The sequence below is a fragment of the Streptomyces sp. NBC_01217 genome (assembly GCF_035994185.1).
Classification (GTDB): domain Bacteria; phylum Actinomycetota; class Actinomycetes; order Streptomycetales; family Streptomycetaceae; genus Streptomyces.
In genome coordinates this window covers 4,239,331-4,259,460 of record NZ_CP108538.1, presented here as the reverse complement: position 1 = coordinate 4,259,460, position 20,130 = coordinate 4,239,331, and the positions used below count along the sequence as shown (strand labels likewise).

General features: G+C 69.7%; 17 protein-coding genes. 8 read left to right on the top strand and 9 right to left on the bottom strand.

Annotated features, from left to right (window positions below):
- Window positions 1–18: 18 nt before the first annotated feature.
- From OG507_RS18665 to OG507_RS18655, 3 genes are all read left to right on the top strand, one after another.
- Window positions 19–1,371: a sensor histidine kinase gene (locus tag OG507_RS18665; protein WP_327368325.1), complete on the top strand. Its 1,353-nt coding sequence runs from the start codon at window positions 19–21 to the stop codon at window positions 1,369–1,371.
- The gene (locus OG507_RS18660; protein ID WP_327368324.1) at window positions 1,368–2,045 is read left to right on the top strand and encodes a response regulator transcription factor; all 678 of its coding nucleotides are present in this window, start codon (window positions 1,368–1,370) and stop codon (window positions 2,043–2,045) included. The genes OG507_RS18665 and OG507_RS18660 overlap by 4 nt, the downstream gene beginning before the upstream one ends.
- Before the next feature lie 79 nt (window positions 2,046–2,124).
- Window positions 2,125–3,381, top strand: a complete 1,257-nt coding sequence (locus OG507_RS18655) for a cytochrome P450 (protein ID WP_327368323.1) — start codon at window positions 2,125–2,127, stop codon at window positions 3,379–3,381.
- A 75-nt stretch (window positions 3,382–3,456) separates the two neighbouring features.
- On the opposite strand, the gene OG507_RS18650 is transcribed toward OG507_RS18655, so the two are convergent.
- From OG507_RS18650 to OG507_RS18640, 3 genes are all read right to left on the bottom strand, one after another.
- Complete coding sequence (locus OG507_RS18650; protein ID WP_327368322.1) at window positions 3,457–3,798, bottom strand: hypothetical protein; 342 nt, start codon at window positions 3,796–3,798, stop codon at window positions 3,457–3,459.
- Between the two features lie 91 nt (window positions 3,799–3,889).
- Window positions 3,890–5,530: an ABC transporter permease gene (locus tag OG507_RS18645; protein WP_327368321.1), complete on the bottom strand. Its 1,641-nt coding sequence runs from the start codon at window positions 5,528–5,530 to the stop codon at window positions 3,890–3,892.
- On the bottom strand, window positions 5,527–6,468 hold the full coding sequence (locus OG507_RS18640; protein ID WP_327368320.1) for an ABC transporter ATP-binding protein: 942 nt from the start codon (window positions 6,466–6,468) through the stop codon (window positions 5,527–5,529). The genes OG507_RS18645 and OG507_RS18640 overlap by 4 nt, the downstream gene beginning before the upstream one ends.
- 101 nt (window positions 6,469–6,569) lie before the next feature.
- Here OG507_RS18640 and OG507_RS18635 point away from each other — a divergent pair, with 101 nt between their 5' ends.
- Window positions 6,570–7,100 carry a GbsR/MarR family transcriptional regulator gene (locus OG507_RS18635; protein WP_327368319.1) on the top strand — a complete coding sequence of 177 codons (531 nt, stop codon included), beginning with the start codon at window positions 6,570–6,572 and terminating at the stop codon, window positions 7,098–7,100.
- 85 nt (window positions 7,101–7,185) lie between these two features.
- Here the strand turns inward: OG507_RS18635 and OG507_RS18630 are convergent, their stop codons facing one another.
- Window positions 7,186–8,043, bottom strand: coding sequence for a diacylglycerol kinase family protein (locus OG507_RS18630; RefSeq protein ID WP_327368318.1), 858 nt, complete (start codon window positions 8,041–8,043; stop codon window positions 7,186–7,188).
- A gap of 186 nt (window positions 8,044–8,229) precedes the next feature.
- Between OG507_RS18630 and OG507_RS18625 the strand changes: the two genes are divergently transcribed.
- A complete protein-coding gene (locus tag OG507_RS18625; protein WP_327368317.1) occupies window positions 8,230–9,513 on the top strand; it encodes an adenylosuccinate synthase in 1,284 nt (427 codons plus the stop codon).
- Window positions 9,514–9,573: 60 nt separating this feature from the next.
- Here OG507_RS18625 and OG507_RS18620 read toward each other — a convergent pair whose 3' ends face one another.
- Window positions 9,574–11,103 carry a substrate-binding domain-containing protein gene (locus tag OG507_RS18620; RefSeq protein ID WP_327368316.1) on the bottom strand — a complete coding sequence of 510 codons (1,530 nt, stop codon included), beginning with the start codon at window positions 11,101–11,103 and terminating at the stop codon, window positions 9,574–9,576.
- A gap of 474 nt (window positions 11,104–11,577) precedes the next feature.
- On the opposite strand from OG507_RS18620, the gene OG507_RS18615 reads away from it, so the two are divergent.
- Window positions 11,578–12,459: a glycoside hydrolase family 19 protein gene (locus OG507_RS18615; protein ID WP_327368315.1), complete on the top strand. Its 882-nt coding sequence runs from the start codon at window positions 11,578–11,580 to the stop codon at window positions 12,457–12,459.
- A gap of 73 nt (window positions 12,460–12,532) precedes the next feature.
- Here OG507_RS18615 and OG507_RS18610 read toward each other — a convergent pair whose 3' ends face one another.
- Entirely contained in the window at window positions 12,533–13,996 is a 1,464-nt protein-coding gene (locus tag OG507_RS18610) for a helix-turn-helix domain-containing protein (RefSeq protein ID WP_327372025.1), read from the bottom strand.
- A gap of 361 nt (window positions 13,997–14,357) precedes the next feature.
- Between OG507_RS18610 and dnaN the strand changes: the two genes are divergently transcribed.
- Window positions 14,358–15,488, top strand: coding sequence for a DNA polymerase III subunit beta (gene dnaN / locus OG507_RS18605; protein ID WP_327368314.1), 1,131 nt, complete (start codon window positions 14,358–14,360; stop codon window positions 15,486–15,488).
- Window positions 15,489–15,548: 60 nt separating this feature from the next.
- Here dnaN and OG507_RS18600 read toward each other — a convergent pair whose 3' ends face one another.
- The 3 genes from OG507_RS18600 to OG507_RS18590 all read right to left on the bottom strand — a co-directional run bounded on the left by OG507_RS18600 (window position 15,549) and on the right by OG507_RS18590 (window position 18,751).
- Window positions 15,549–17,540, bottom strand: a complete 1,992-nt coding sequence (locus tag OG507_RS18600; protein ID WP_327368313.1) for a YncE family protein — start codon at window positions 17,538–17,540, stop codon at window positions 15,549–15,551.
- Between the two features lie 141 nt (window positions 17,541–17,681).
- Entirely contained in the window at window positions 17,682–17,918 is a 237-nt protein-coding gene (locus tag OG507_RS18595; RefSeq protein ID WP_327368312.1) for a DUF397 domain-containing protein, read from the bottom strand.
- Window positions 17,915–18,751 (bottom strand): helix-turn-helix domain-containing protein, encoded by an 837-nt coding sequence (locus tag OG507_RS18590; protein ID WP_327368311.1) that lies wholly within the window; start codon window positions 18,749–18,751, stop codon window positions 17,915–17,917. The genes OG507_RS18595 and OG507_RS18590 overlap by 4 nt, the downstream gene beginning before the upstream one ends.
- Window positions 18,752–18,897: 146 nt before the next feature.
- Here OG507_RS18590 and OG507_RS18585 point away from each other — a divergent pair, with 146 nt between their 5' ends.
- Complete coding sequence (locus OG507_RS18585; protein ID WP_327365137.1) at window positions 18,898–20,010, top strand: IS630 family transposase; 1,113 nt, start codon at window positions 18,898–18,900, stop codon at window positions 20,008–20,010.
- Window positions 20,011–20,130 lie beyond the last annotated feature (120 nt).

The following is a 20,130-nucleotide window of genomic DNA, read 5'->3' as shown; positions in this document are numbered from 1 at the left end:
GCCGCCTACCTTGGGATCGTGACCGAGACCAACAGGACCAGAAGCCCCGAGTTCCGGCTGGCCGCAGGGGCGGTAGGCGGCCTGCGGCAGGACCTCTTCCACGATGCGTTCGCCTACCGTCCGCTGGCGCCCATGCGGACCGACGGGGCGCTGACCCGGCGGCTGTCCGAGCGGATGCGCGCGCGGGCCGCATGGACGCCGCACGCGCTGGTCGGTTTTGCCGCACTGATCACGTTCCTCATAGGCATCGGCACAACGAACAGTTCCGGGATCGGGTCCGGGATCGAGATCATCGTGACCGGGCTGCTCCCGGCGCTGACCGTCGGGATGACGCTGGTCCGGCCGGTCGGCGCGTTCTGGATGTCGATGGCGCTCACTCCGGTGACAGCCGTGGTCACCGGCGGCGACTGGCCGTGGGTGCCGAGCATGTTGCTCTCGCACCTGGTGGTGCTCGTCGTGGTCGCGGCCCGGACCCGGCCGCGTACCGCCGCCTGGATGTGGGTCCTGACCCTGGTGCTCGGCACCTTCCTGGAGAATTTCGGCTGGCACTACTCGTCGACCACCGGGCCCATGGCCGTGACCTCCGCGTTCGCCCTGCTCGTGGTGACCGTCGTGCAGACCCGCCGGGAGGCGGAGCGCGAGGTGACCGTGCAGCGCACCGTGACCGCCGTCGAACGCGACCGGCGCACGCTGCTGGAGGAGCGCACCACCATCGCCCGCGAACTGCACGACGTGGTCGCCCACCACATGTCGGTCGTCGCGATCCAGGCCGAGGCCGCCCCGTACCGGGTGGAGAACCCGCCGCCCGAGCTGGAGCAGGCCTTCGTCACGATCCGGGAGAACGCGGTCGCCGCACTCACCGAACTGCGCCGGGTCCTCGGCGTCGTACGGGCCGAGGACTACCAGGCGCCGGACGCCCCGCAGCCCACCCTCGCCCAGCTCGACGGGCTCCTCGCCAATGTGCGCGAGGCGGGCCTGGAGACGGAGAAGACGGTCACCGGCGCGGTACGTGAACTGCCGCAGGGCGTCGAGCTGTCGGCGTACCGGATCATTCAGGAAGCCCTCAGCAACACGCTGCGGCACGCGCCGGGCGCCGACGCCAAGGTGGAGATCGGCTATGTGCTGGGCGGTCTCGGTCTGCGGGTGGTCAACGGGCCGCCCACCGCTCCGGTGAAGCCCTCGCAGGGGGCCGGTCACGGGATCACGGGGATGCGGGAGAGGGTCGCGATGCTGGGCGGCGACATGACGGCCGAGGCGACGGAGGAGGGCGGTTACGAGATCACCGCGTTCATCCCCGTCCAGCCCGCCGACACCACGGGCGAGTCGCACGAGCCGCGCAAGGCTCAGGCGGAACAGGCGGAGCAGTCATGAGCAGCCCCGCCGCCCCCTCCATCCGGGTGCTGATCGTCGACGACCAGATGATGGTCCGCGAGGGCTTCTCGGTGCTGCTCAACGCCATGCCGGGGATCGAGGTCGTCGGTGAGGCCGTCGACGGCCGGCAGGCCATCGCACAGGTCGCGGCGCTGCGCCCCGACGTGGTGCTCATGGACATCCGGATGCCGGAGCTCAACGGCATCGAGGCCACCCGCGAGATCGTCGCCGCCGACGCGGACGCCAAGGTGCTGGTGCTGACCACCTTCGATCTCGACGAGTACGTGTACCAGGCGCTGCGCGCCGGGGCATCCGGCTTCCTCCTCAAGGACGCCTCCGCCCGTCAGCTCGCCGACGGGGTGCGGGTGGTGGCCGCCGGTGAGGCGCTGCTCGCCCCGACCGTCACCAAGCGGCTGATCAATGAGTTCTCGAAGCTCGCCGAGACCCCGCGGCCGCCCGCCTTCGCCCGGATCGGCGACCTCACGGAGCGCGAGACGGAGGTGCTAGTCCTCATCGCGCAGGGCCGGTCGAACGCGGAGATCGCCTCGCATCTGGTGGTCGCCGAGTCCACCATCAAGACGCATGTGAGCCGCATCCTGGTGAAGCTGGGGCTGCGCGACCGTACGCAGGCGGCGGTCTTCGCGTACGAGGCCCGGCTGGTCACGCCGTCCTGAGCGGCTGGGCGTGTCCCGATCAGCCGGCCGTGTCCCGGGTGGGTGGTCGGTGGCCGTCGGGTCCGGTTAGCGTCCGTACATGCACCCGTCCTCACGTCCCGCGGCCGACGACTCCTCCGCACCCTCCGCGCCTTCGGCACTCTTCGACCCCTGGTCCCCGGCGTTCGTCGCCGACCCGTATCCCGCCTACGCCGCGCTGCGTGCGGCCGGGCGGGTGCACTACTTCGAGCCGACCGACCAGTGGCTCGTACCGCACTACGCCGATGTGTCCGCACTCCTGCGCGACCGCCGCCTGGGCCGTACGTATCTGCACCGCTTCACCCACGAGGAGTTCGGCCGTACGCCGCCGCCCGCCGAGCACGAGCCGTTCCACACCCTCAACGGGCAGGGGCTCCTCGATCTGGAGGCCCCCGACCACACCCGCATCCGGCGCCTGGTCTCCAAGGCGTTCACCCCGCGCACGGTCGAGCAGCTCGTCCCGACCGTACGGCGGCTGGCGGCCGGGCTGGTCGACTCGTTCGTCGAGGCGGGCGGCGGGGATCTGCTCACGGCGGTCGCCGAGCCGCTGCCCGTGGCCGTCATCGCCGAGATGCTCGGCATCCCGCAGTCCGACCGCGCCCCGCTGCGGCCCTGGTCGGCGGCGATCTGCGGAATGTTTGAACTGAACCCGTCGGACGACACCGCCCGTGCCGCCGTCCGCGCGTCGCTCGACTTCTCCGCGTATCTGCGCGAGTTGATCGAGGAGCGGCGGAGGAACCCCGGCACGGATCTGGTCTCCGCGCTCATCGCCGCTCACGACGAGGGGGAGCGGCTGAGCGAGCAGGAGATGATCTCGACCTGTGTGCTGCTGCTCAACGCGGGCCACGAGGCGACGGTCAACACCACGGTGAACGGCTGGTGGACGCTGCTGCGCCACCCCGAGCAACTCGCGGCCCTGCGCGCCGACCACGGGCTGCTGCCCACGGCGGTGGAGGAGTTGATGCGGTACGACACCCCGCTGCAGATGTTCGAACGCTGGATCCTCGACGACATCGAGATCGACGGGACGGTCATTCCACGCGGCTCCGAGGTGGCCCTGCTCTTCGGCTCCGCCAACCGCGACCCGGCCCGCTTCCCGGCCCCGGACACCCTGGACCTGGCCCGCACGGAGAACCCGCACATCACCTTCGGCGCGGGCATCCACTTCTGCCTGGGCGCCCCGCTGGCCCGCGTCGAACTGGCGGCTTCCTTCGGTGAGTTGCTGCGCCGCGCCCCGAAGATGCGGCTGGCGGCCGAGCCGGAGTGGAACCCGGGCTATGTGATCAGGGGCCTGAGGGAACTGCGCGTGGAGCTGTGACGGAGGGGACGCTGTGAGGAGGGGGCGCTGTGACCGGGGCGACGCCGTGACCGAGGGGCGGGCCGGCACCGGCACTCAGCAGTCCGGACCGCAGCTCGACGGCGGGCCCTGCAGTACGTCGAATGCCACCCCGAAGCCCGCGAGGGCGGCGAGGAGCGCCGCCGCCCCGAGCGACCGCCGCCACTTTCCCTGTACGAGGGCGAGGAGCGCGGCCCCGGCCGCGAGGCCGCCGAGCGTCATGACCGGCAGCCCGAGCAGCAGTACGTTCCACTCGGACTCGCCCTCGAAGCCGCCGAAGATGCCGCGCCGCCCGTAGGGGGCCCAGGCGAGCATCCCGGCGGCTCCGCCGGCCGCGACGACCAGGCATCCGGCGACCCCGCGGACGGCTTCATGGACGGTCTCGCGTCGGTTCTCCATGACGGGGGTGACGCGGGTACACCGGGCAGTGGTTGCACCCCGGGGCCGCCGCCCGCCCCGCGGCGCCCCCGTGCCACCGCCACCGCCACCGTCACGTCAGGACATCGCGCCGCCGCAGCGCCGCCACCCCGGCCCCCACCAGCACCACAGCGGCCGCGGTGAGCGCCAGCACCGGGCCCCACTCCATCCCCGTGCCCCCCGGCAGCTTCGGCAGGTGTGTGAACGGCGATATGTCCATCACCGGCTGCGGCAGATCGATCGCGGGCCCGATCCACCCCAGCGCGAGGCAGATCCCGGCCACGCCCCAGGACGCCACCGCCGCCTTCGGGAATGCTCCGTACAGCAGGACCGTCACTCCGCCCAGCAGCCAGATCGCGGGCAGCTGCACCAGTGACGCACCCAGCACGGCCGGGAGTTCGTGTCCGTAACCGGCGGCCAGGCCCAGGCCGCCGACGGCCATGATCAGGGCCGCGCCGCCGAAGGCGATGACCAGATGACCGGCCGCCCAACCGATCCGGCCGACCCCGCCCGCCAGCACCGGTTCGGCGCGCCCGGCGGTTTCCTCGCCGTACAGCCGCAGCACCGACGCGACGATGTACAGCGCGGCGACCATCCCGAGCATGGAGACCATCGCGGCGAGGAACGCGTCGGTCAGACCGGACTGGCCGCCCATCCGCTCGAAGATCTCCTGCGTCTTGGCGTTGTCGCCGACGAGATCCGCCGCCCCGCCGGTCAGCCCGCCGAAGACGACACCGACCGCGGCGAAGGAGAGCGTCCAGCCGATCAGTGAGCCGCGCTGGAGCCGCAGCGCGAGGCCGGACGCCGTGGAGATCCGCCCCTGGGCGGGCCCGGGGCGGGTCGCCAGGAAGCTCATGCCGACATCGCGCCGCCCGGCCAGGGCGTACGCGAGGGCGGCCTGGACCGCGATGGCCGCCGCGATGACGAGCAGCACCCACCAGCGTTCGTCCGCGTACGCGCGCACGTTCTCCGCCCAGCCGATGGGGGAGAGCCAGGTCAGCACGGACGAGGCGTCGTCCGTCGCCGAGTCGCCCGCCGCCTTCAGGACGAACGCGGCGCCGATCACCGCCGCCGTGAGCCCCTTCGCGAGCCGGGCGCTCTCGGTGAACTGCGCGGCGATCGCGGCCGTGCAGGCGAACAGCACACCGATCCCGGAGACCGCCAGCGCGAGCACCACCGCTCCGGTGCCGCCCGCGCCCGCCCCGGCCATGGAGGCCGCGATCATCAGCGCCAGCGCGGTGTTGGCGATCAGCGCGGCGAGGAGCGCGGCGGTCAGCGGGGCGCGGCGGCCCACCATGGCGGAGGAGAGCATCTCCTGACGGCCGGTCTCCTCTTCCTCCCTGGTGTGCCGTATGACGATGATCAGGCTCATCACGGCGGCCAGTGCTCCGCCGAAGCCGACCATCCGCCAGCTGACGAGCCCGCCGACGGAGTCGTCGAAGACTGGGCCGTACAGGGCGCGGAGCGAGCTGTTGGCGTTCATCGTCGCGGCCAGCTCGGCACGCTGGGCGGCGGTGTCGTACAGCGAGGCGAAGGACTTCCCGACGGAGGAGAAGGAGGCGCCGAGCACGATCACCCAGATCGGCATCATGATCCGGTCGCGCCGCAGCGCGAGCCTCAGCAGGGGCCAGGTGCCGGCGAGCTGCCCGGCGCTTGCTCCGGCCCCGGCCCGGCGTCCCGCACCGGCCGGTGCGGTCGTGGTCACGGCAGTCATCGCGCCGCCACCCCCACGCCCTCGCTGCTGCCCGTCGCGCCGGTTCTGCCCGTCGCGTCGGTCGCGTAATGACGCAGGAAGAGCTCCTCCAGCGTGGGCGGGGTGCTGGTGAGCGTCCGGATGCCCGATGCGGAGAGCGATTTGAGGACGCCGTCCAGCTTGTCGGTGTCGACCTGGAGGGTGACCCGCAGGCCCTGTATGTCGAGGTCATGGACGCCGGGCAGATGCGCCAGCCCGTTGGGCGCACCGGCCAGTTCGGCGCTGATGTTCGTACGCGTCAGATGGCGCATGTCCGCCAGTGAACCCGTCTCCACCGTCTGCCCCTGGCGGATGATGCTGACGCGGTCGCAGAGCGATTCGACCTCGCTGAGGATGTGGCTGGACAGCAGGATCGTCCGCCCGCGCGCACGCTCCTCGGCGACGCAGTCCTGGAAGACCTCCTCCATCAGCGGGTCGAGCCCGCTCGTCGGCTCGTCCAGGATCAGCAGATCCACATCGGAGGCGAACGCGGCGACGAGCGCGACCTTCTGACGGTTGCCCTTGGAGTACGTTCGCCCCTTCTTCGTCGGGTCGAGCTCGAACCGTTCGACGAGGTCGGCACGTCGGGCCCGGTCCAGGCCCCCGCGCAGCCGCCCGTACAGATCGATCACCTCGCCGCCGGAGAGGTTGCGCCACAGCGTGACGTCGCCCGGGACGTACGCCACCCGGCGGTGCAGCTCCACCGCGTCCTTCCACGGGTCGCGGCCGAGCAGCTGGGCGGCGCCGGAGTCGGCCCGCAGCAGTCCCAGTAACACCCGGATGGTGGTGGACTTCCCGGAGCCGTTGGGCCCCAGGAAGCCATGGACCTCACCGGTCTCGACCCCGAGGTCGAGGCCGTCCAGCGCATGCGTGCGGCCGAACGACTTGTGCAGCCCGGCCACCGTGATTGCCTTCGTCATGATTTTGAAGCTACGCTACTTTCATGAATTTGTGAAGTTAAGGAAGCGTATAAACTTGCGAGCGCGGCGGGAGCCGGCGAATCAGGGGAGACGATCGGGTCATGACCAGCGAAACGGAACAGAGCACGCGCGACGGGCGGGACGCGGAGGCCGTGTCGCGATTCGTGGAGCGGTTCGCCTCGGACATGACGGAGGCGGGGATGCAGCGGATGGCGTCCCGCGTCTTCGCCGCGCTCCTCGTGGACGACGACGCGTCGATGACCTCCGCCGAGCTGGCCCTGGCGCTCCGGATCAGCCCGGCGGCCGTGTCCGGCGCGATCAATTACCTCACGCAGGTCAGCATGGTCGGCCGCGAACGCGACCCGGGCTCGCGCCGCGACCGCTACCGCCTGCACGACGAGGTCTGGTACACCACCTTCACCCAGCGTGACCGGGTGCTCACCCGCTGGGAGAACACCCTCAAGGACGGCGCCCGCACCCTGGGCGAACACACCCCGGCCGGCGCCCGCCTGGCCGAAACGGCGGCGTTCTTCGAGTTCGTGCAGTCGGAGCTGGTCGGAATGATGGACCGCTGGCACGAACACCGCAAAACCCTCGACCTCCCGACGCCCGACGCCCCCGGCCAGGCCTGACGGCCCGGCCCGCCGCGCTCACTCCCTCAGCCCCGCCACCAGGGGCGCCGCCCGCACCTCCGCCGGACGCAGCTGCCGCCGCAGGCTACGCCTCGCCCACCGGCAGCATCAGTCCCCAGGCCCCCGCCCGTACCGTCCATGTCCTCGTGCGGACCGGGCCGCCGATCTGTATGTCCGCGCGGTAGCGGAAGTCCGCGCCCGAGACCGTGACGGCCTTGGCCTCCGCCGTGACCGGTTCGCACGACGCGGGGCGGATCACCACCTCCGCGAGGCCGCCGTCGCCGCCCTGGGAGGTCACCGTCACCGACTCGACCGGGCGGTCCAGGTCGTTCAGCAGGACGCCGTCCGCCTCGACCCGCAGGCGGTGCGTGCGCGCCGGGGCGGGGGGTGCGGGCGGGGTGGGGCGCACCAGGGTGCGGACCAGGGAGCGGCAGGTGTCCCAGACCGCCGTGACCCCCGTGTGGGCGGCTGCCGCGCGCGGCAGCGCGCTCAGGGCCGGGATGTGGAGCGCTCCCAGGACGATGCCGTCGCTGTCGTCGACCAGCAGGTCGAGCCTGCGCACGGCGCCGTCCAGCGCCGTGCGCGCCGCCGCCACCGCGCCCAGGGGCACGCCGAGCGAATGGGCGAGCTCCAGCCCGGCCGCGGTGCCGACCGGGATCAGCGCGAGCGCGGCGTCGGCGGGCTCGCGCTCCCGGTGCAGCAGGGCCACCGCCCGCCGCAGCGCCCGGTCGTCGCCGACCACCACCGGACGTCTCCCGCCCCGGCGGGACAGGGCCCGCGCGAACTCCTCGGGCCCGTCCGGCAGGCAGATCTTGGCGTGCGAACCGGCGCTCAGCACGTCCTTCGCGATACGGACGGACTCGCCGTCGGTCCGGCGGGCTACCGGGTCGATGACCACCAGCAGCTGGTGCGCACCGTCGCCGGGGGGCTGGGCAGCCGACACCTCGGTCCTTCCTCGGGTAGCATCTTGGTGCAAGAGCCCCTTGCGCTATTGCGCCAGGGGCTTCGTCTATTCCGGGGCACCCGGTTCGACGGTTCAGGCCTTGTCGTACATCGTCGTACGGCATGTACGACGTTTACGTACGCCCCCTGACCTTGGACATGCCCCGCCCGGAAGGGGTGTACGCCTGTGCCCGCACTTGTGCTGCTCGGTGCTCAGTGGGGTGACGAGGGCAAGGGAAAGGCCACCGACCTCCTCGGTGGATCCGTGGACTATGTGGTGCGCTACCAAGGCGGCAACAATGCCGGCCACACGGTGGTCGTCGGCGACCAGAAGTACGCACTGCATCTCCTCCCCTCCGGAATCCTTTCGCCGGGGTGTACCCCGGTCATCGGAAACGGTGTCGTCGTCGACCCGGCTGTCCTGCTCTCCGAGCTGAGTGGGCTGAACGATCGCGGCGTGGACACGTCCAAGCTGCTGATCAGCGGTAATGCCCATTTGATCACCCCGTACAACGTCACCGTCGACAAGGTGACGGAACGGTTCCTCGGCAAGCGCAAGATCGGCACGACCGGCCGCGGCATCGGCCCGACGTACGCCGACAAGATCAACCGTGTGGGCATCCGCGTCCAGGACCTCTACGACGAGTCGATCCTGGAGCAGAAGGTCGAGGCGGCCCTGGAGCAGAAGAACCAGCTCCTCGCCAAGGTCTTCAACCGCCGCGCCATCGAGTCCGGCAAGATCGTCGAGGAGATGCTCCAGTACGCGGAGCAGATCAAGCCGTACGTCGCCGACACGACGCTCATCCTGAACAACGCCATCGACGAGGGCAAGGTCGTCCTCTTCGAGGGCGGTCAGGGCACGCTGCTCGACGTCGACCACGGCACGTACCCCTTCGTCACCTCGTCGAACCCGACCGCGGGCGGCGCCTGCACCGGTGCCGGCGTGGGCCCGACGAAGATCAGCCGGGTCATCGGCATCCTCAAGGCGTACACCACGCGCGTCGGTGCCGGTCCGTTCCCGACGGAGCTGCTCGACGAGGACGGCGAGGCGCTGCGCCGCATCGGTGGCGAGCGCGGTGTCACCACCGGCCGCGACCGTCGCTGCGGCTGGTTCGACGCGGTGATCGCCCGGTACGCGACCCGGGTCAACGGCCTCACCGACTTCTTCCTCACCAAGCTGGACGTGCTGACCGGCTGGGAGCAGATCCCGGTGTGCGTCGCGTACGAGATCGACGGCAAGCGCGTCGAGGAGCTCCCCTACAGCCAGACCGACTTCCACCACGCGAAGCCGGTCTACGAGATGCTGCCGGGCTGGTCCGAGGACATCACGAAGGCCAAGACCTTCGACGATCTGCCGAAGAACGCGCAGGCGTACGTGAAGGCGCTGGAGGAGATGTCCGGCGCCCCGATCTCCGCGATCGGTGTCGGCCCCGGCCGCACCGAGACCATCGAGATCAACTCGTTCCTGTAGGACGGGACAACGCGGAGGGGGGCCGGGGCGCAACAGCCGCCCCGGCCCCCCTCCGCGCGTTCAGTCCTCGCCGCAGATCCGCAGCCCCTTCGGCGTCGCGCACGGCAGATGCCCGTGCGTGCGGATCACGTCCTGGCCGTTGCCCCGGCTCAGATAGCCCAGGAAGCTGGAGGCCAGCGAGTCGGCGGGCGGCTGGCCGTAGGTGTAGGCGTACTCGATCTCCCGGTACGGGTAGGTACTGGAGCCGATCGTGTCGACGGACGGGACGGTGGAGTCGATGGCGACCTGGTGCGCCCCCGACAGCACGGTCCCGGCGCGCAGTTCGCTGTAGCCGATCGCGCCGTCGAGCCGGGCGACGGTGGACAGGACCTGTTCGGTGGAGTCGAGTTCGCAGCGGACGACCGGGGCCCGGGTGTCATCCTTCGTGGCGCAGTCGCGGGAGGACTGGGCGGGTTCGTTGCGGTCGAGCACACGGCGCTGGAAGACCTCGCGGGTGCCGGAGTTGGCGTCCCGGCTGACCAGCAGGACGGGCAGGTCGGGTCCGCCGAGCACCTCCCAGTTACGGATGTCGCCGCTGTAGATCCGACGGATGTCGGCGAGGGTCAGGTTCTTCAGCTGCACCTTGTCGTTGACGACGAGGTGGAAGAGCGAGACGGCGACCCGGTTCTCGCGCAGCTGCGGGAAGCCATCCGGCTTGGGGCCGTCGGACAGGGCGATCAGGGCGGGTGAGCCGGACTTGCCGGCCTCGGCCCCCCGTTCGCCGAGCTCCCGTATCCCGGCGTTGCTGCCGTGCGCGTCCACGGTGACGGTGGAGCCCTCGCACTCCTTCTCGTACTTCTTCGCCAGCTCCCGTACGACCGGCGCGAAGGCGGTGGAACCGGTCACCGTCAGGGAGCCCCGGGCGCAGCCGATCGGGGGCGGGGTGTCGTCGCGTATCAGGATGATCGAGGCGAGCGTGACGACGCAGACGGTCAGGGCCACGGTGATCAGCCGGGCGGCCCGGCCGAAGAGCGGCGGCTTGTCGTCGGGGCGGGCGGCGCGGTTCGGTGTCACCTCGCCGTCCCGGATGCCGCCGGTGATCCTGATCGGGCTGTCCACGGTGGCCCCGGTGAGGAGCACCAGCAGCTTGAAGTGTTCGCCCCGGTTGAGCGGTACGCGCGGCAGCCGGATGAGCGGACCGCTGTGGCGCATTCCGCCCGCGGGGGTGAAGTGCTCCATCAGATGGTCGGCGCCGGATGCCTGGGTGACCGCGATGCCGCGGACCGTGCGGCCGGTGAACTCCACGGTCAGCCCATGCAGTTCACGTCCCGTGTAGTCGTTGTCGGCGATGGACTGCGAACCGTCGTTCTCGATGCGGAGCAGGACGAGCGTGGCATCGGCCATGTCCGGTGTCTCGCTGAAGAGTCCGAGCCGCACATTGGCCCGGCCCTGGCTGACGTCGCTGCCGATCGGGGTGTCCATCTGGACCCGGTAGCCGATGTGCTTGCGGCGGGGCACCCGGCGCTCGTACCAGAGCACTCCGACCGAGGCCAGGACGCCCAGTACGGCGGTCGCCACGGCCACGACGTTCTCGGCGCTGAACCACTCCACGGCTTCCTCGCACTCCCCTCGTTGGAGCTCACCGGCCCCTGTCGGACCTCGCTGGACGCGTGTACGTGCGGCGGCTGGTGCGGGTTCGGTCTGCAGTTCGGGTCACCGTATGGGCGGCGTGGGGGAGTTGTGGGCGCAATGCCGGTTCCGTCGGCCGACGTTCGCCAGCCGTTCGCCCGCGCGTCCACAATGTGTCCGGCGTTCCGCATGCTGGACGGGCCGGAAGGTTTTACCTTCGGCCCCTCCCGCGGTGCGGCCCATGATCCGGATGAACTCGTTCCGGAATCACTCCTGTTGGGGGCGGGTTCGAAGGTGCGCATGGGGGACGGGACCGCCCGCACATGCTCCGATGCGAAGAGTTTCCGGCGTTGGTCTAGACCTTGACAGGTCCAGACCAACGGCGCTTGAGTGGCCGTCAACCCCCCATGGCGGCGCACCGCCCAGCTCGGTGCGCCGCGCCGAAGGAGTGATCACGTGATCAGACGCATCATGGGCCTGCTGACCGCGCTGGGCGCGGTCCTCGCGATGGTCGTCATCCTCCCCGCCACCACCGCCGCGGCAGCCGCCTGCGCGGCACCCTGGAACTCCTCGTCCGTCTACACCGGCGGCGGATCGGCCTCCTACAACGGACACAACTGGACCGCCAAGTGGTGGACCCAGAACGAGACCCCCGGCAGCTCCGACGTCTGGGCGGACCAGGGCAGCTGCGGCGGCGGTACGGACCCGGGCACTCCGTCCGGCTTCGTCGTCAGCGAGGCGCAGTTCAACCAGATGTTCCCGAACCGGAATTCGTTCTACACCTACAGCGGACTGACGGCGGCCCTCAGCGCCTACCCGGGCTTCGCGAACACCGGCAGCGACACCGTCAAGCGCCAGGAGGCGGCGGCGTTCCTCGCCAACGTCAGCCACGAGACGGGCGGTCTGGTGTACGTGGTCGAGCAGAACACGGCCAACTACCCGCACTACTGCGACAGCAGCCAGCCCTACGGCTGCCCGGCCGGCCAGGCCGCGTACTACGGCCGTGGTCCGATCCAGCTCAGCTGGAACTTCAACTACAAGGCCGCCGGTGACGCCCTCGGTATCGACCTGCTGGGCAACCCCTACCTCGTCGAGCAGAACGCCTCGGTCGCCTGGAAGACCGGCCTCTGGTACTGGAACACCCAGAACGGCCCCGGCACCATGACCGCCCACAACGCCATGGTGAACGGCGCCGGATTCGGCGAGACCATCCGCTCCATCAACGGTTCCCTGGAGTGCAACGGCGGCAACCCGGCCCAGGTCCAGAGCCGCATCGACCGCTACCGGGCGTTCGTCCAGATCCTCGGCACCACCCCCGGCTCCAACCTGAGCTGCTGACCCGTACTCCGCAGATCCCCCACCCGACGGTGGGCGTGCCCGGCCCCGGCCGGACATGCCCACCGTTTTCGGTTCACCCCGCCAGATCCAGCGCCCGGAAGGCCAGCCACAGGTCGTAACGGGCGCTCGGCGTCCGGAGCAGCGAGCGGTGAAGCGTCGATTCGAGGCGAGTGAGGCGCTTGCGGACTCCCGGCACCGAGATGCCCAACGCGGCGGCCGTCGGGCCGAGCTGGGCCTCGCAGTCCAGCCAGGCGCGGAGCGTCGTCCGTGGGTCGGTGGTGCTGCCGGAGATGCCGGACTCGGTGAGCGGGCGCAGTTGGCGGGCCGCCCACTCCTGGACCGCCGGGCCGCGCAGGATGTCGTCCAGCCGGTGGGGCCGCTCGGACGCCGCCTCGTCCCGGTCGGCGGCCCGGTGCGTGGTGGGCGTGGCGCGGATACGCAGGGCCAGGTCGAGGGCGGCCTGATCGGCGACCCGGTGCAGATCGAGGCCGAGCAGCTCACCGATCAGCCGCAGCCGTGCGGTCAGCGTGTTCCGGTGGATCTTCAGATGCTGGGTCGCGTGCGAGGAGAACGCGAGCCAGGAGGAGAGGGTCGCCGCGAGCTCCTGGCTGCCCGGGTCGTGGCTGCGCCGCGGCAGATGCGTGAGCAAGGGGTGCAGCAGCGCGTCCGCCCACTGCGCGGCGGCCGCACCGACGACCAGGGCGGCATCCGGCGCCGAACCGAAGCAGGCATGGCGGCCCGGCAGCCCGCGGGCCACGGCCAGGGCGTGGAACGCCTGGCGGTATCCGGTCGCCGTGTCGGACAGCGGTACGTCCTCGCTCGCCCCCACCACGCACTCGTCGACCACATCGGCGACCCGCAGGCCAAGTTGCTGTTCGGCCGCGTCCGGATCCGCCGGCACGACCAGGATCAGATGGCGTGCGTACACCGGACACCGCACGATCCAGGACCGCCCGGCCGAGAGCTCCGTGCAGATCCGGGCCACCTCGTCCCGGCGCCCGCCCGGGCATTCCACGACACACACCCGGACGGGGTCGGGCAGCGTGGGCCTCAGGGCACCCGCCACCTGGTGCGCTATCGACAGCTGGCCCGTCATGAGCAGATGCAGTACGGCTTCCCTGCTGCGGGACTCCGCGAGATCGACGCGGCGGCGCTTGCGCTCCACGGTCTCCGCGGCCCAGCACATGGCCAGCGGCATCGCCACGTCGGAGAGCAGCGGAAGGAGCCCGTCCGGCAACGGGCGCGGGGCGACGACGGCGAGGACCGGGGCGGCGGCGTCGGGCGGGCCGCCCAGCGGGAACAGCCGCGCGGTGTACGGCCCCCGGTCGAACGCGAACGAGCTCGCGCCGAGCGACGCCAGCTCCTTCGCGCCCTCGGTGGCCAGCGCGGCGGCCTCGGCGCCCATACGGTCCGCGGAGCGGGTCACACCGTGCAGGACGGTGCCGTCCCCGTCGAGCAGCCCGGCCCAGCCCTCCGCCCGGCCGGACACCCAGCGCAGGAGCTCCTGCGAACCGCCGGACCGGGCCAGTCGGTACATCCGTAGTACGTCGTCGGCCCGTTCCCGCGCGTGCACACATCCTCCGCCTCTGCGCTCCCGCCAAAGGAGCCCACGAAAAAAACCGGAGCGCATCATACCGTTTTGACTGTGCGGACTGATACCTCCGGCGGCCCACACAGTGCGAACTGAATCTTCCTGATGCCTACCCGAAGTCCTACAGTCCGAACACGGTTGCGGCGCCCTTCGGGGGAGGGGCACGGGGGCGACGGCAGCGGCTCACGGGGGTGGCCGCTGTCGTCGGCCGCGGCCGTTCTTCTGAACTCCCGTTGTCAGTGGCGGCCCCTAGTGTCGGATCACGATCACGATCGCGATCCAGAGACGACCGGGAGAGACCGCCGCCATGGAGTTCCGCATTGAGCGCAGCGCACTGACCGATGCCGTGGCCTGGGCGGCCCGGGTGCTGCCCACGCGCTCGCCCGTTCCCGTGCTGGGCGGGCTGCTGCTGGAGGCGGCCGACGGCCAGTTGCGTATCTCGGGCCTCGATTACGAGGCGTCCGCGTGCATCGAGGTGGAGGCGGAGACCATACGGGCCGGGAAGGCCCTGGTCATGGGCCGCCGGCTGCTCGATGTCTGCCGGGTGCTGCCCGAGGGAGCCGTGGAGTGCGCGGTCGAGGTCTCACGGTTCTCCCTGACGAGCGGCAGTGCCCGCTTCGGGCTCTCGGTGCTGCCGTTCGACGACTACCCGGCGCTGCCTTCACTGCCCGAGGTGCTCGGCGCGGTGGATGCGCAGGAGTTCGCGGCGGCCGTCGCCCATGTGACGGTGGCGGCGGGCCGGGACGACACGCTGCCGACCCTGACCGGCATCCGGCTGGCGCTCGACGGCGACACGATGACGCTCGCCGCCACCGACCGCTACCGGTTCGCGGTACGCACGCTCGCGTGGAAGCCCGCGAAGGATGGCGTCTCGGCCGATGTCGTCGTCTCCGCCCGCAGGATGAACGAGATCGCCCGTTCCTTCGGCCGCTCCGGAATGGTCCGACTCGCGCTGGACAACGGCTCGGTCGGTTTCGAACTGGCCGGGATGCGCACGACGGTCCGTCTGCTGGACGGCCGACTGCCGCGCCACGACAAGCTGTTCGCCCTGGCCGACCCCGTCTCCGCGGTCACGGACCGGGCGCCCCTGGTCGAGGCCGTCAAGCGCGTCTCCGTGGTCGCGGAGGGCGGCAGCCCGCTCCATCTGACCTTCTCCGGCGACTCGGTGCTCCTGCAGGCCGGTTACGAGGACGACGTCGCTTCCCAGCGTCTGCCCGCAGTGCTGGAAGGCACCGCTGAGCTGACGGTCGCCTTCAACCCGTCGTACCTGATGGACGCCCTGGCCTCGTTCGACGCACCCGTGGTCAAGTTCGACCTGCTGGGGCCGGGGCAGCGCGCGATGGTCACGGGGCGGCCATCGGGGGAGGACGCAGCGGGGGAGGATGCCTCGCACCCCGCTCACCAGCATCTGCTGATGTCGGCGAAGCCGCTGATATGAGGTGCGGGGCCGGACGATCCGTCCGGCCCCGCACTCATTCGCCTGCCCGCCCGGGCCCGGTTACTTCGTGAAGATGAAGTACTTCCAGGTGCCGCTGGTGGTCGAGTTCACGGTGTCGCCCGAGGTGCCGTTCACGTACGAGGCGCGGACGCGCATCCGGTACCCCGTGTCGTGGGTGCCGGTGAGCGTCACGACGGACTTGCCGCCGGTGCCGAGCTTGAAGTACTGCGAGCCCGCGTCGTACCACTTGCCCTGGTAGTAGAGCTGCAGGGACAGCTTGTGCGAGCGGTTCTTGTAGTACGTCATCGTCGTGGTGAAGACCGGGTTGGTCTTCTTGTGGAAGTACGCGTACGACGTCGAGCCGATCTTGGCCGTCTTGTACTGCTTGGAGATGGAGGTCGAGACCTTCACCTTGGCGTACGCCGTGGACGTGACCGTCTTGGACGTGTAGCGGCCGTCGCCCTTGAAGACGGCGGTGACGGTGGTGTCGCGGGTCATGTCGACGGTGGTGGACAGATTGCCCGAGGAGTTGACCTTGCCGGTCTTCACCAGCTTCTTCGGCTTGTCCGAACCGAACGGGTCCACCCACAGCTCGACGGTCCGGTTCTTGTACGTCTTGCCGAGGTGCGCGGTGAACGAGACATCGGTGCCGTAGGAGTACAGCGCCTTGTTGTGGTTCAGCGTCAGCGAGGTGACCGTCCGGGGGACGGCGACCTTGTCGGAGCCGGAGGCCGCGGAGTGGGCCGCGTCGCCCGCGTAGGACACCTTGTACGTGACCTGACCGCCCGCGGTCGGGGTGTCGGTGAAGGAGAAGCTGCCGTCCGACTTCAGCGTCACCGAGGGGAGCGTCCTGCCCTTGGGCGACTCGATGTCGGTACGCGTCACCGTGGCCTTCGCACCGGTCGGGAACGCGCCCTCGGACTTCACCCGGCCCGTGACCGTGAGCTTCTTGCCGAGCGCCGACTTCTCCGGCGCGCTGACCGTGACCGTCGTCGCGGACTTGACGGCGTCGGTGAGGACCCGCAGAGAACGTACGCCCTCGCTGTTGACCGTGACCGCGAACAGTCGGCTGGTGTCCGGCGCCCAGGCCAGGCCCGAGTCCTCCAGGGTGTCCGAACCGCTGCTGTTTCCGGTGTTGGGGAACTCGTACGTCCGGACCGGCTTGGCCGTGGCGTCCTGCTTGTAGATGTACACATCCGGCGAGTACCAGCTGGACGAGCCTGCGGCGACCGTGCCGTTCGGGGCGATGTCGACGGCGTTGGGGTACGAGTCGGATGCGTACTTGACGTCCGGCGTGAGGTCCGACGTCCGGTACGCCTGGTGGTAGTAGGGAGACGCGCTGGCCACCACGACCTGCTTGCCGTCCGGGCTCAACGCGAGGTCGCGCAAGTTGCCCCCGTCGGTCGACAGGAACGCGGTCCGCGTGGCCGAACCCGAGGACACGTCGTAGACGGCCAGATAGGTCGGGCTCTGGGACTCGATACCGGCGGCCAGTGTGTCCGGCGCACCCGGGGCGGAGGCCAAAGTCGGGGCCCCGTACCAGGTGCTGTTCGTCTCCTGGTCCAGGGTGACGACCGGCTCGGCGCCGGACAGGTCGAGCGAACCGATGTGGCCCGAGCCGCCCCCGCCGTACCCGAACCAGAGCTTCCCGCCCGCCAGCGCCGGGAACTTCGGGTCGGTGCCATCGCCGGTCGCGTACCGCGCGGACTCCTGGAGAGCCGCCGTGTCGATCGTCACGATGGCATCGACGCCCGGCACAGCGGCGTACAACGTGCCGAAGTCGGCGGACAGTTCCAGGCCGGTCACGCCCGGCAGCGACGGGATCGTGCCGACGACATTGCCGCTGTAGTCGGCGACGAGCACCTTGCCGCCGGCCGGGTCACTGATGAAGACCCGCTGATGCACACCGTCCGCGACGATGTCGCCGACCGACGCGGCGGGAAGGATCTTGCTGGAGTCGGCGGCAGCCGGGTTCGCCGCACCGCCGACCAGAACCACTGAACTGAAGAGGACCGCGAGCGAAGTCGCGGTCGAGATTCTGCGCGTACGCAAAATGATGTACCCCCACGGTAAAAGAGGGCCGCGTGGCACCCGGAGATGAGAGAGAGGTGCGGCCCGGATCGCAGGGTATGGCATGCCAATGACATGCCGTGAACATTTACGGGGCCGGGGCGTCCCCGGCCCCGTGCAGCGTCAGTTCGCCCAGGTGAGGAACGTCGACCAGGCCTCGGGAGCGACCGCGAAGGTGGGCCCTTCGGGCACCTTGGAGTCCCGGACGTGGACGGCGTGGGGGCAGGTCGCGACCTCGATGCAGTCGCCGCCGTTGGCCGCGCTGTACGAGGACTTGTGCCAGTCGAAGGCCACTTCGACGCAGTTGCCACCACCGCTGTCGCTGTAGCTGGTCTTGAACCAACGAAGTGTGTTGCTCATTGCTGATCTCCTGCCAACCGCTCGATGAGGTTTAGCGATTTGTGAGGACCCAGGGCCTGTGCCCGGATCTTCGCACAGCGCTGGGCGTACCTGCTGACCTTTGCTGGGTCGTTGATCAGCCAGCTCTCCTCCTGCACTTCCAGATAAGTCAGGTGCTGGTGGTCCGGGGTCTCCAGAACGTTCAAGCTGCCGTGGCCTCCGGCGTACTCGCCGCCTGGGCCCGGGTCCAAGGGCAGCACTTGAAGCGTGACGTTGCGACGCCGGGCGCACTCGGCGAGGTGCCGCATCTGCTCCTGCATGACTTCCTTGCCGCCGTATACCCGGGTGAGTACGGATTCCTCCAGGACCAGCTCGATGAGCGCCGCCGGGTCCCGGTCGAGGAGGGCTCTGCGGGCCATCCGCGCCTCGACGAGTTCATCCACTCGCGCATCGGGAAGCGGAGGATATCCTCCGCCGATCAACGCCCGAGCGTATGCCTCCGTCTGAAACAGTCCGTGGACGAAGTCCATTGCGTACAGCTGGATTCTTACTGCCGTCTGCTCCAGGGGAACATAGCTCTTGAACTCATCCGGATACTTCTCCATCCGGATGTACTTCCGCGCTGTCTCGAAGATGCCGGTGCTGTCACCGAGTACGCGCTCCAACGCTGCCAACATGTCGTCGCTCGCGGGCTGTGCGCAGGTCTCCATCGCACTCACCGCCGCTGCTGAGTAGCCGATTTCGCTGCCCAGGCGTTCTTGTGTCCACTTGCGCTTGATACGCATTGTGCGGGCGACCTCGGCCACCATCTGTGCCGTCGGACTTGCCGTCTCCTTGTTCCCTGCTCGCGCCACTGCGATCCCTTTTCGACTCAACCGGTCTCAACCGGTCACTACCCAGACCCGCCGAACTCAACTGAATTTCAAGGGAGTTCACACGAATCAACGGGTATACGACGCCCCTAGTGTCTCGTGATTCCGTCAGCGTTACTTGATCTTGTATGGCAGGGTCTCTTGGTGTGGAGATCTCCGTGGAACAGGCCGCCGAGTTGCGGGAGTTGGTGAACAGCCGGGACGTTCCTGCGGACATCGCTACGCGGGGCCGGATCGTTCTGTGGTCGAGTGAGGGGCGTCGGCGCAAGGACATTGCGGAGCTGCTCGGGGTGTCGCTGCCGACCGTGGACCGCTGGAAGATCCGCTATGCCGAGCAGGGCCTGGCCGGGCTGGAAGGTGAGCGTCCCGGTGGCGCGCGGGAACAGGTGCCGGCGCGGGTGCGGGCCCGGGTGATTGCGCTGACGCGCATGACGCCGCCGGACGGCACGGGGCTTTCGCGCTGGTCCACGCGGGAGTTGGCGAAGTATCTGGAGCGGGCCGAGAACATCACCGTGTCCTGGCACTACATCGCGCGCGTCTGGCGGGAGGAGAGCCTGAAGCCGCACCGGTCCGGCACCTTCAAGATTTCCAAAGATCCCGCGTTCGCGGAGAAGGTGGCCGACGTGATCGGCCTGTATCTGGCCCCGCCGGGCGGCGCGGTGGTCCTCTCGATCGACGAGAAGACGCAGATCCAGGCGCTGGACCGGACCCAGCCGGTGCTGCCGGTCGCCTTCGCGGCGAGCGAGAAGCGCACCGCCGACTACGTCCGGCACGGCACCACGAACCTGTTCGCCGCCCTGAACGTGACCACTGGTGAAGTGCTCGGCGAGTGCAGGCCGACCCGGAACGGCAAGGATTTCCTGGCCTTCTTGAAGAAGGCGGTGAAACCGCACGCCGGGAAGGACATCCATGTCGTCCTGGACAACCTCTCGACGCACACCACCCCGGAGGTCAAGGAGTGGCTGGTCAAGAACCCGCAAGTCCACTTCCATTTCACTCCCGTCGGTTCCTCGTGGCTGAACCAGATCGAGATCTGGTTCGGAATCCTGACCCGGCAGTCCATCCGCCGCGGCACGTTCTCCAGCGTCAACGTCCTGATCAAACAGATCCGCGACTACATCAACTCCTGGAACACGACAGCGAAACCGTTCACTTGGACCGCGACCGCCGGCGAGGTCCTCGCGAAGGTCCGACTCGTCGCGACCAACGTGAAGAAACTCGTTAATAACAACTCGAACTGACATGAACAGGATCACGAGACACTAGTCAGTCAAGGGAAACGCTAACCAATCGGGGCCAGACTGGTCCTGTGAATGCACCGAAAAGTGAACTCAACCTTGAATGGATTCCGGCCTCCGGAT

Excerpts from the sequence above, each read along its gene's own strand:
- OG507_RS18660 (WP_327368324.1), top strand. The coding sequence starts at position 1,368 with ATGAGCAGCCCCGCCGCCCCCTCCATCCGGGTGCTGATCGTCGACGAC.
- OG507_RS18655 (WP_327368323.1), top strand. The coding sequence starts at position 2,125 with ATGCACCCGTCCTCACGTCCCGCGGCCGACGACTCCTCCGCACCCTCC.
- OG507_RS18650 (WP_327368322.1), bottom strand. The coding sequence starts at position 3,798 with ATGGAGAACCGACGCGAGACCGTCCATGAAGCCGTCCGCGGGGTCGCC.
- OG507_RS18645 (WP_327368321.1), bottom strand. The coding sequence starts at position 5,530 with ATGACTGCCGTGACCACGACCGCACCGGCCGGTGCGGGACGCCGGGCC.
- OG507_RS18640 (WP_327368320.1), bottom strand. The coding sequence starts at position 6,468 with ATGACGAAGGCAATCACGGTGGCCGGGCTGCACAAGTCGTTCGGCCGC.
- OG507_RS18635 (WP_327368319.1), top strand. The coding sequence starts at position 6,570 with ATGACCAGCGAAACGGAACAGAGCACGCGCGACGGGCGGGACGCGGAG.
- OG507_RS18610 (WP_327372025.1), bottom strand. The coding sequence starts at position 13,996 with ATGTACCGACTGGCCCGGTCCGGCGGTTCGCAGGAGCTCCTGCGCTGG.
- dnaN (WP_327368314.1), top strand. The coding sequence starts at position 14,358 with ATGGAGTTCCGCATTGAGCGCAGCGCACTGACCGATGCCGTGGCCTGG.
- OG507_RS18595 (WP_327368312.1), bottom strand. The coding sequence starts at position 17,918 with ATGAGCAACACACTTCGTTGGTTCAAGACCAGCTACAGCGACAGCGGT.
- OG507_RS18585 (WP_327365137.1), top strand. The coding sequence starts at position 18,898 with ATGGCAGGGTCTCTTGGTGTGGAGATCTCCGTGGAACAGGCCGCCGAG.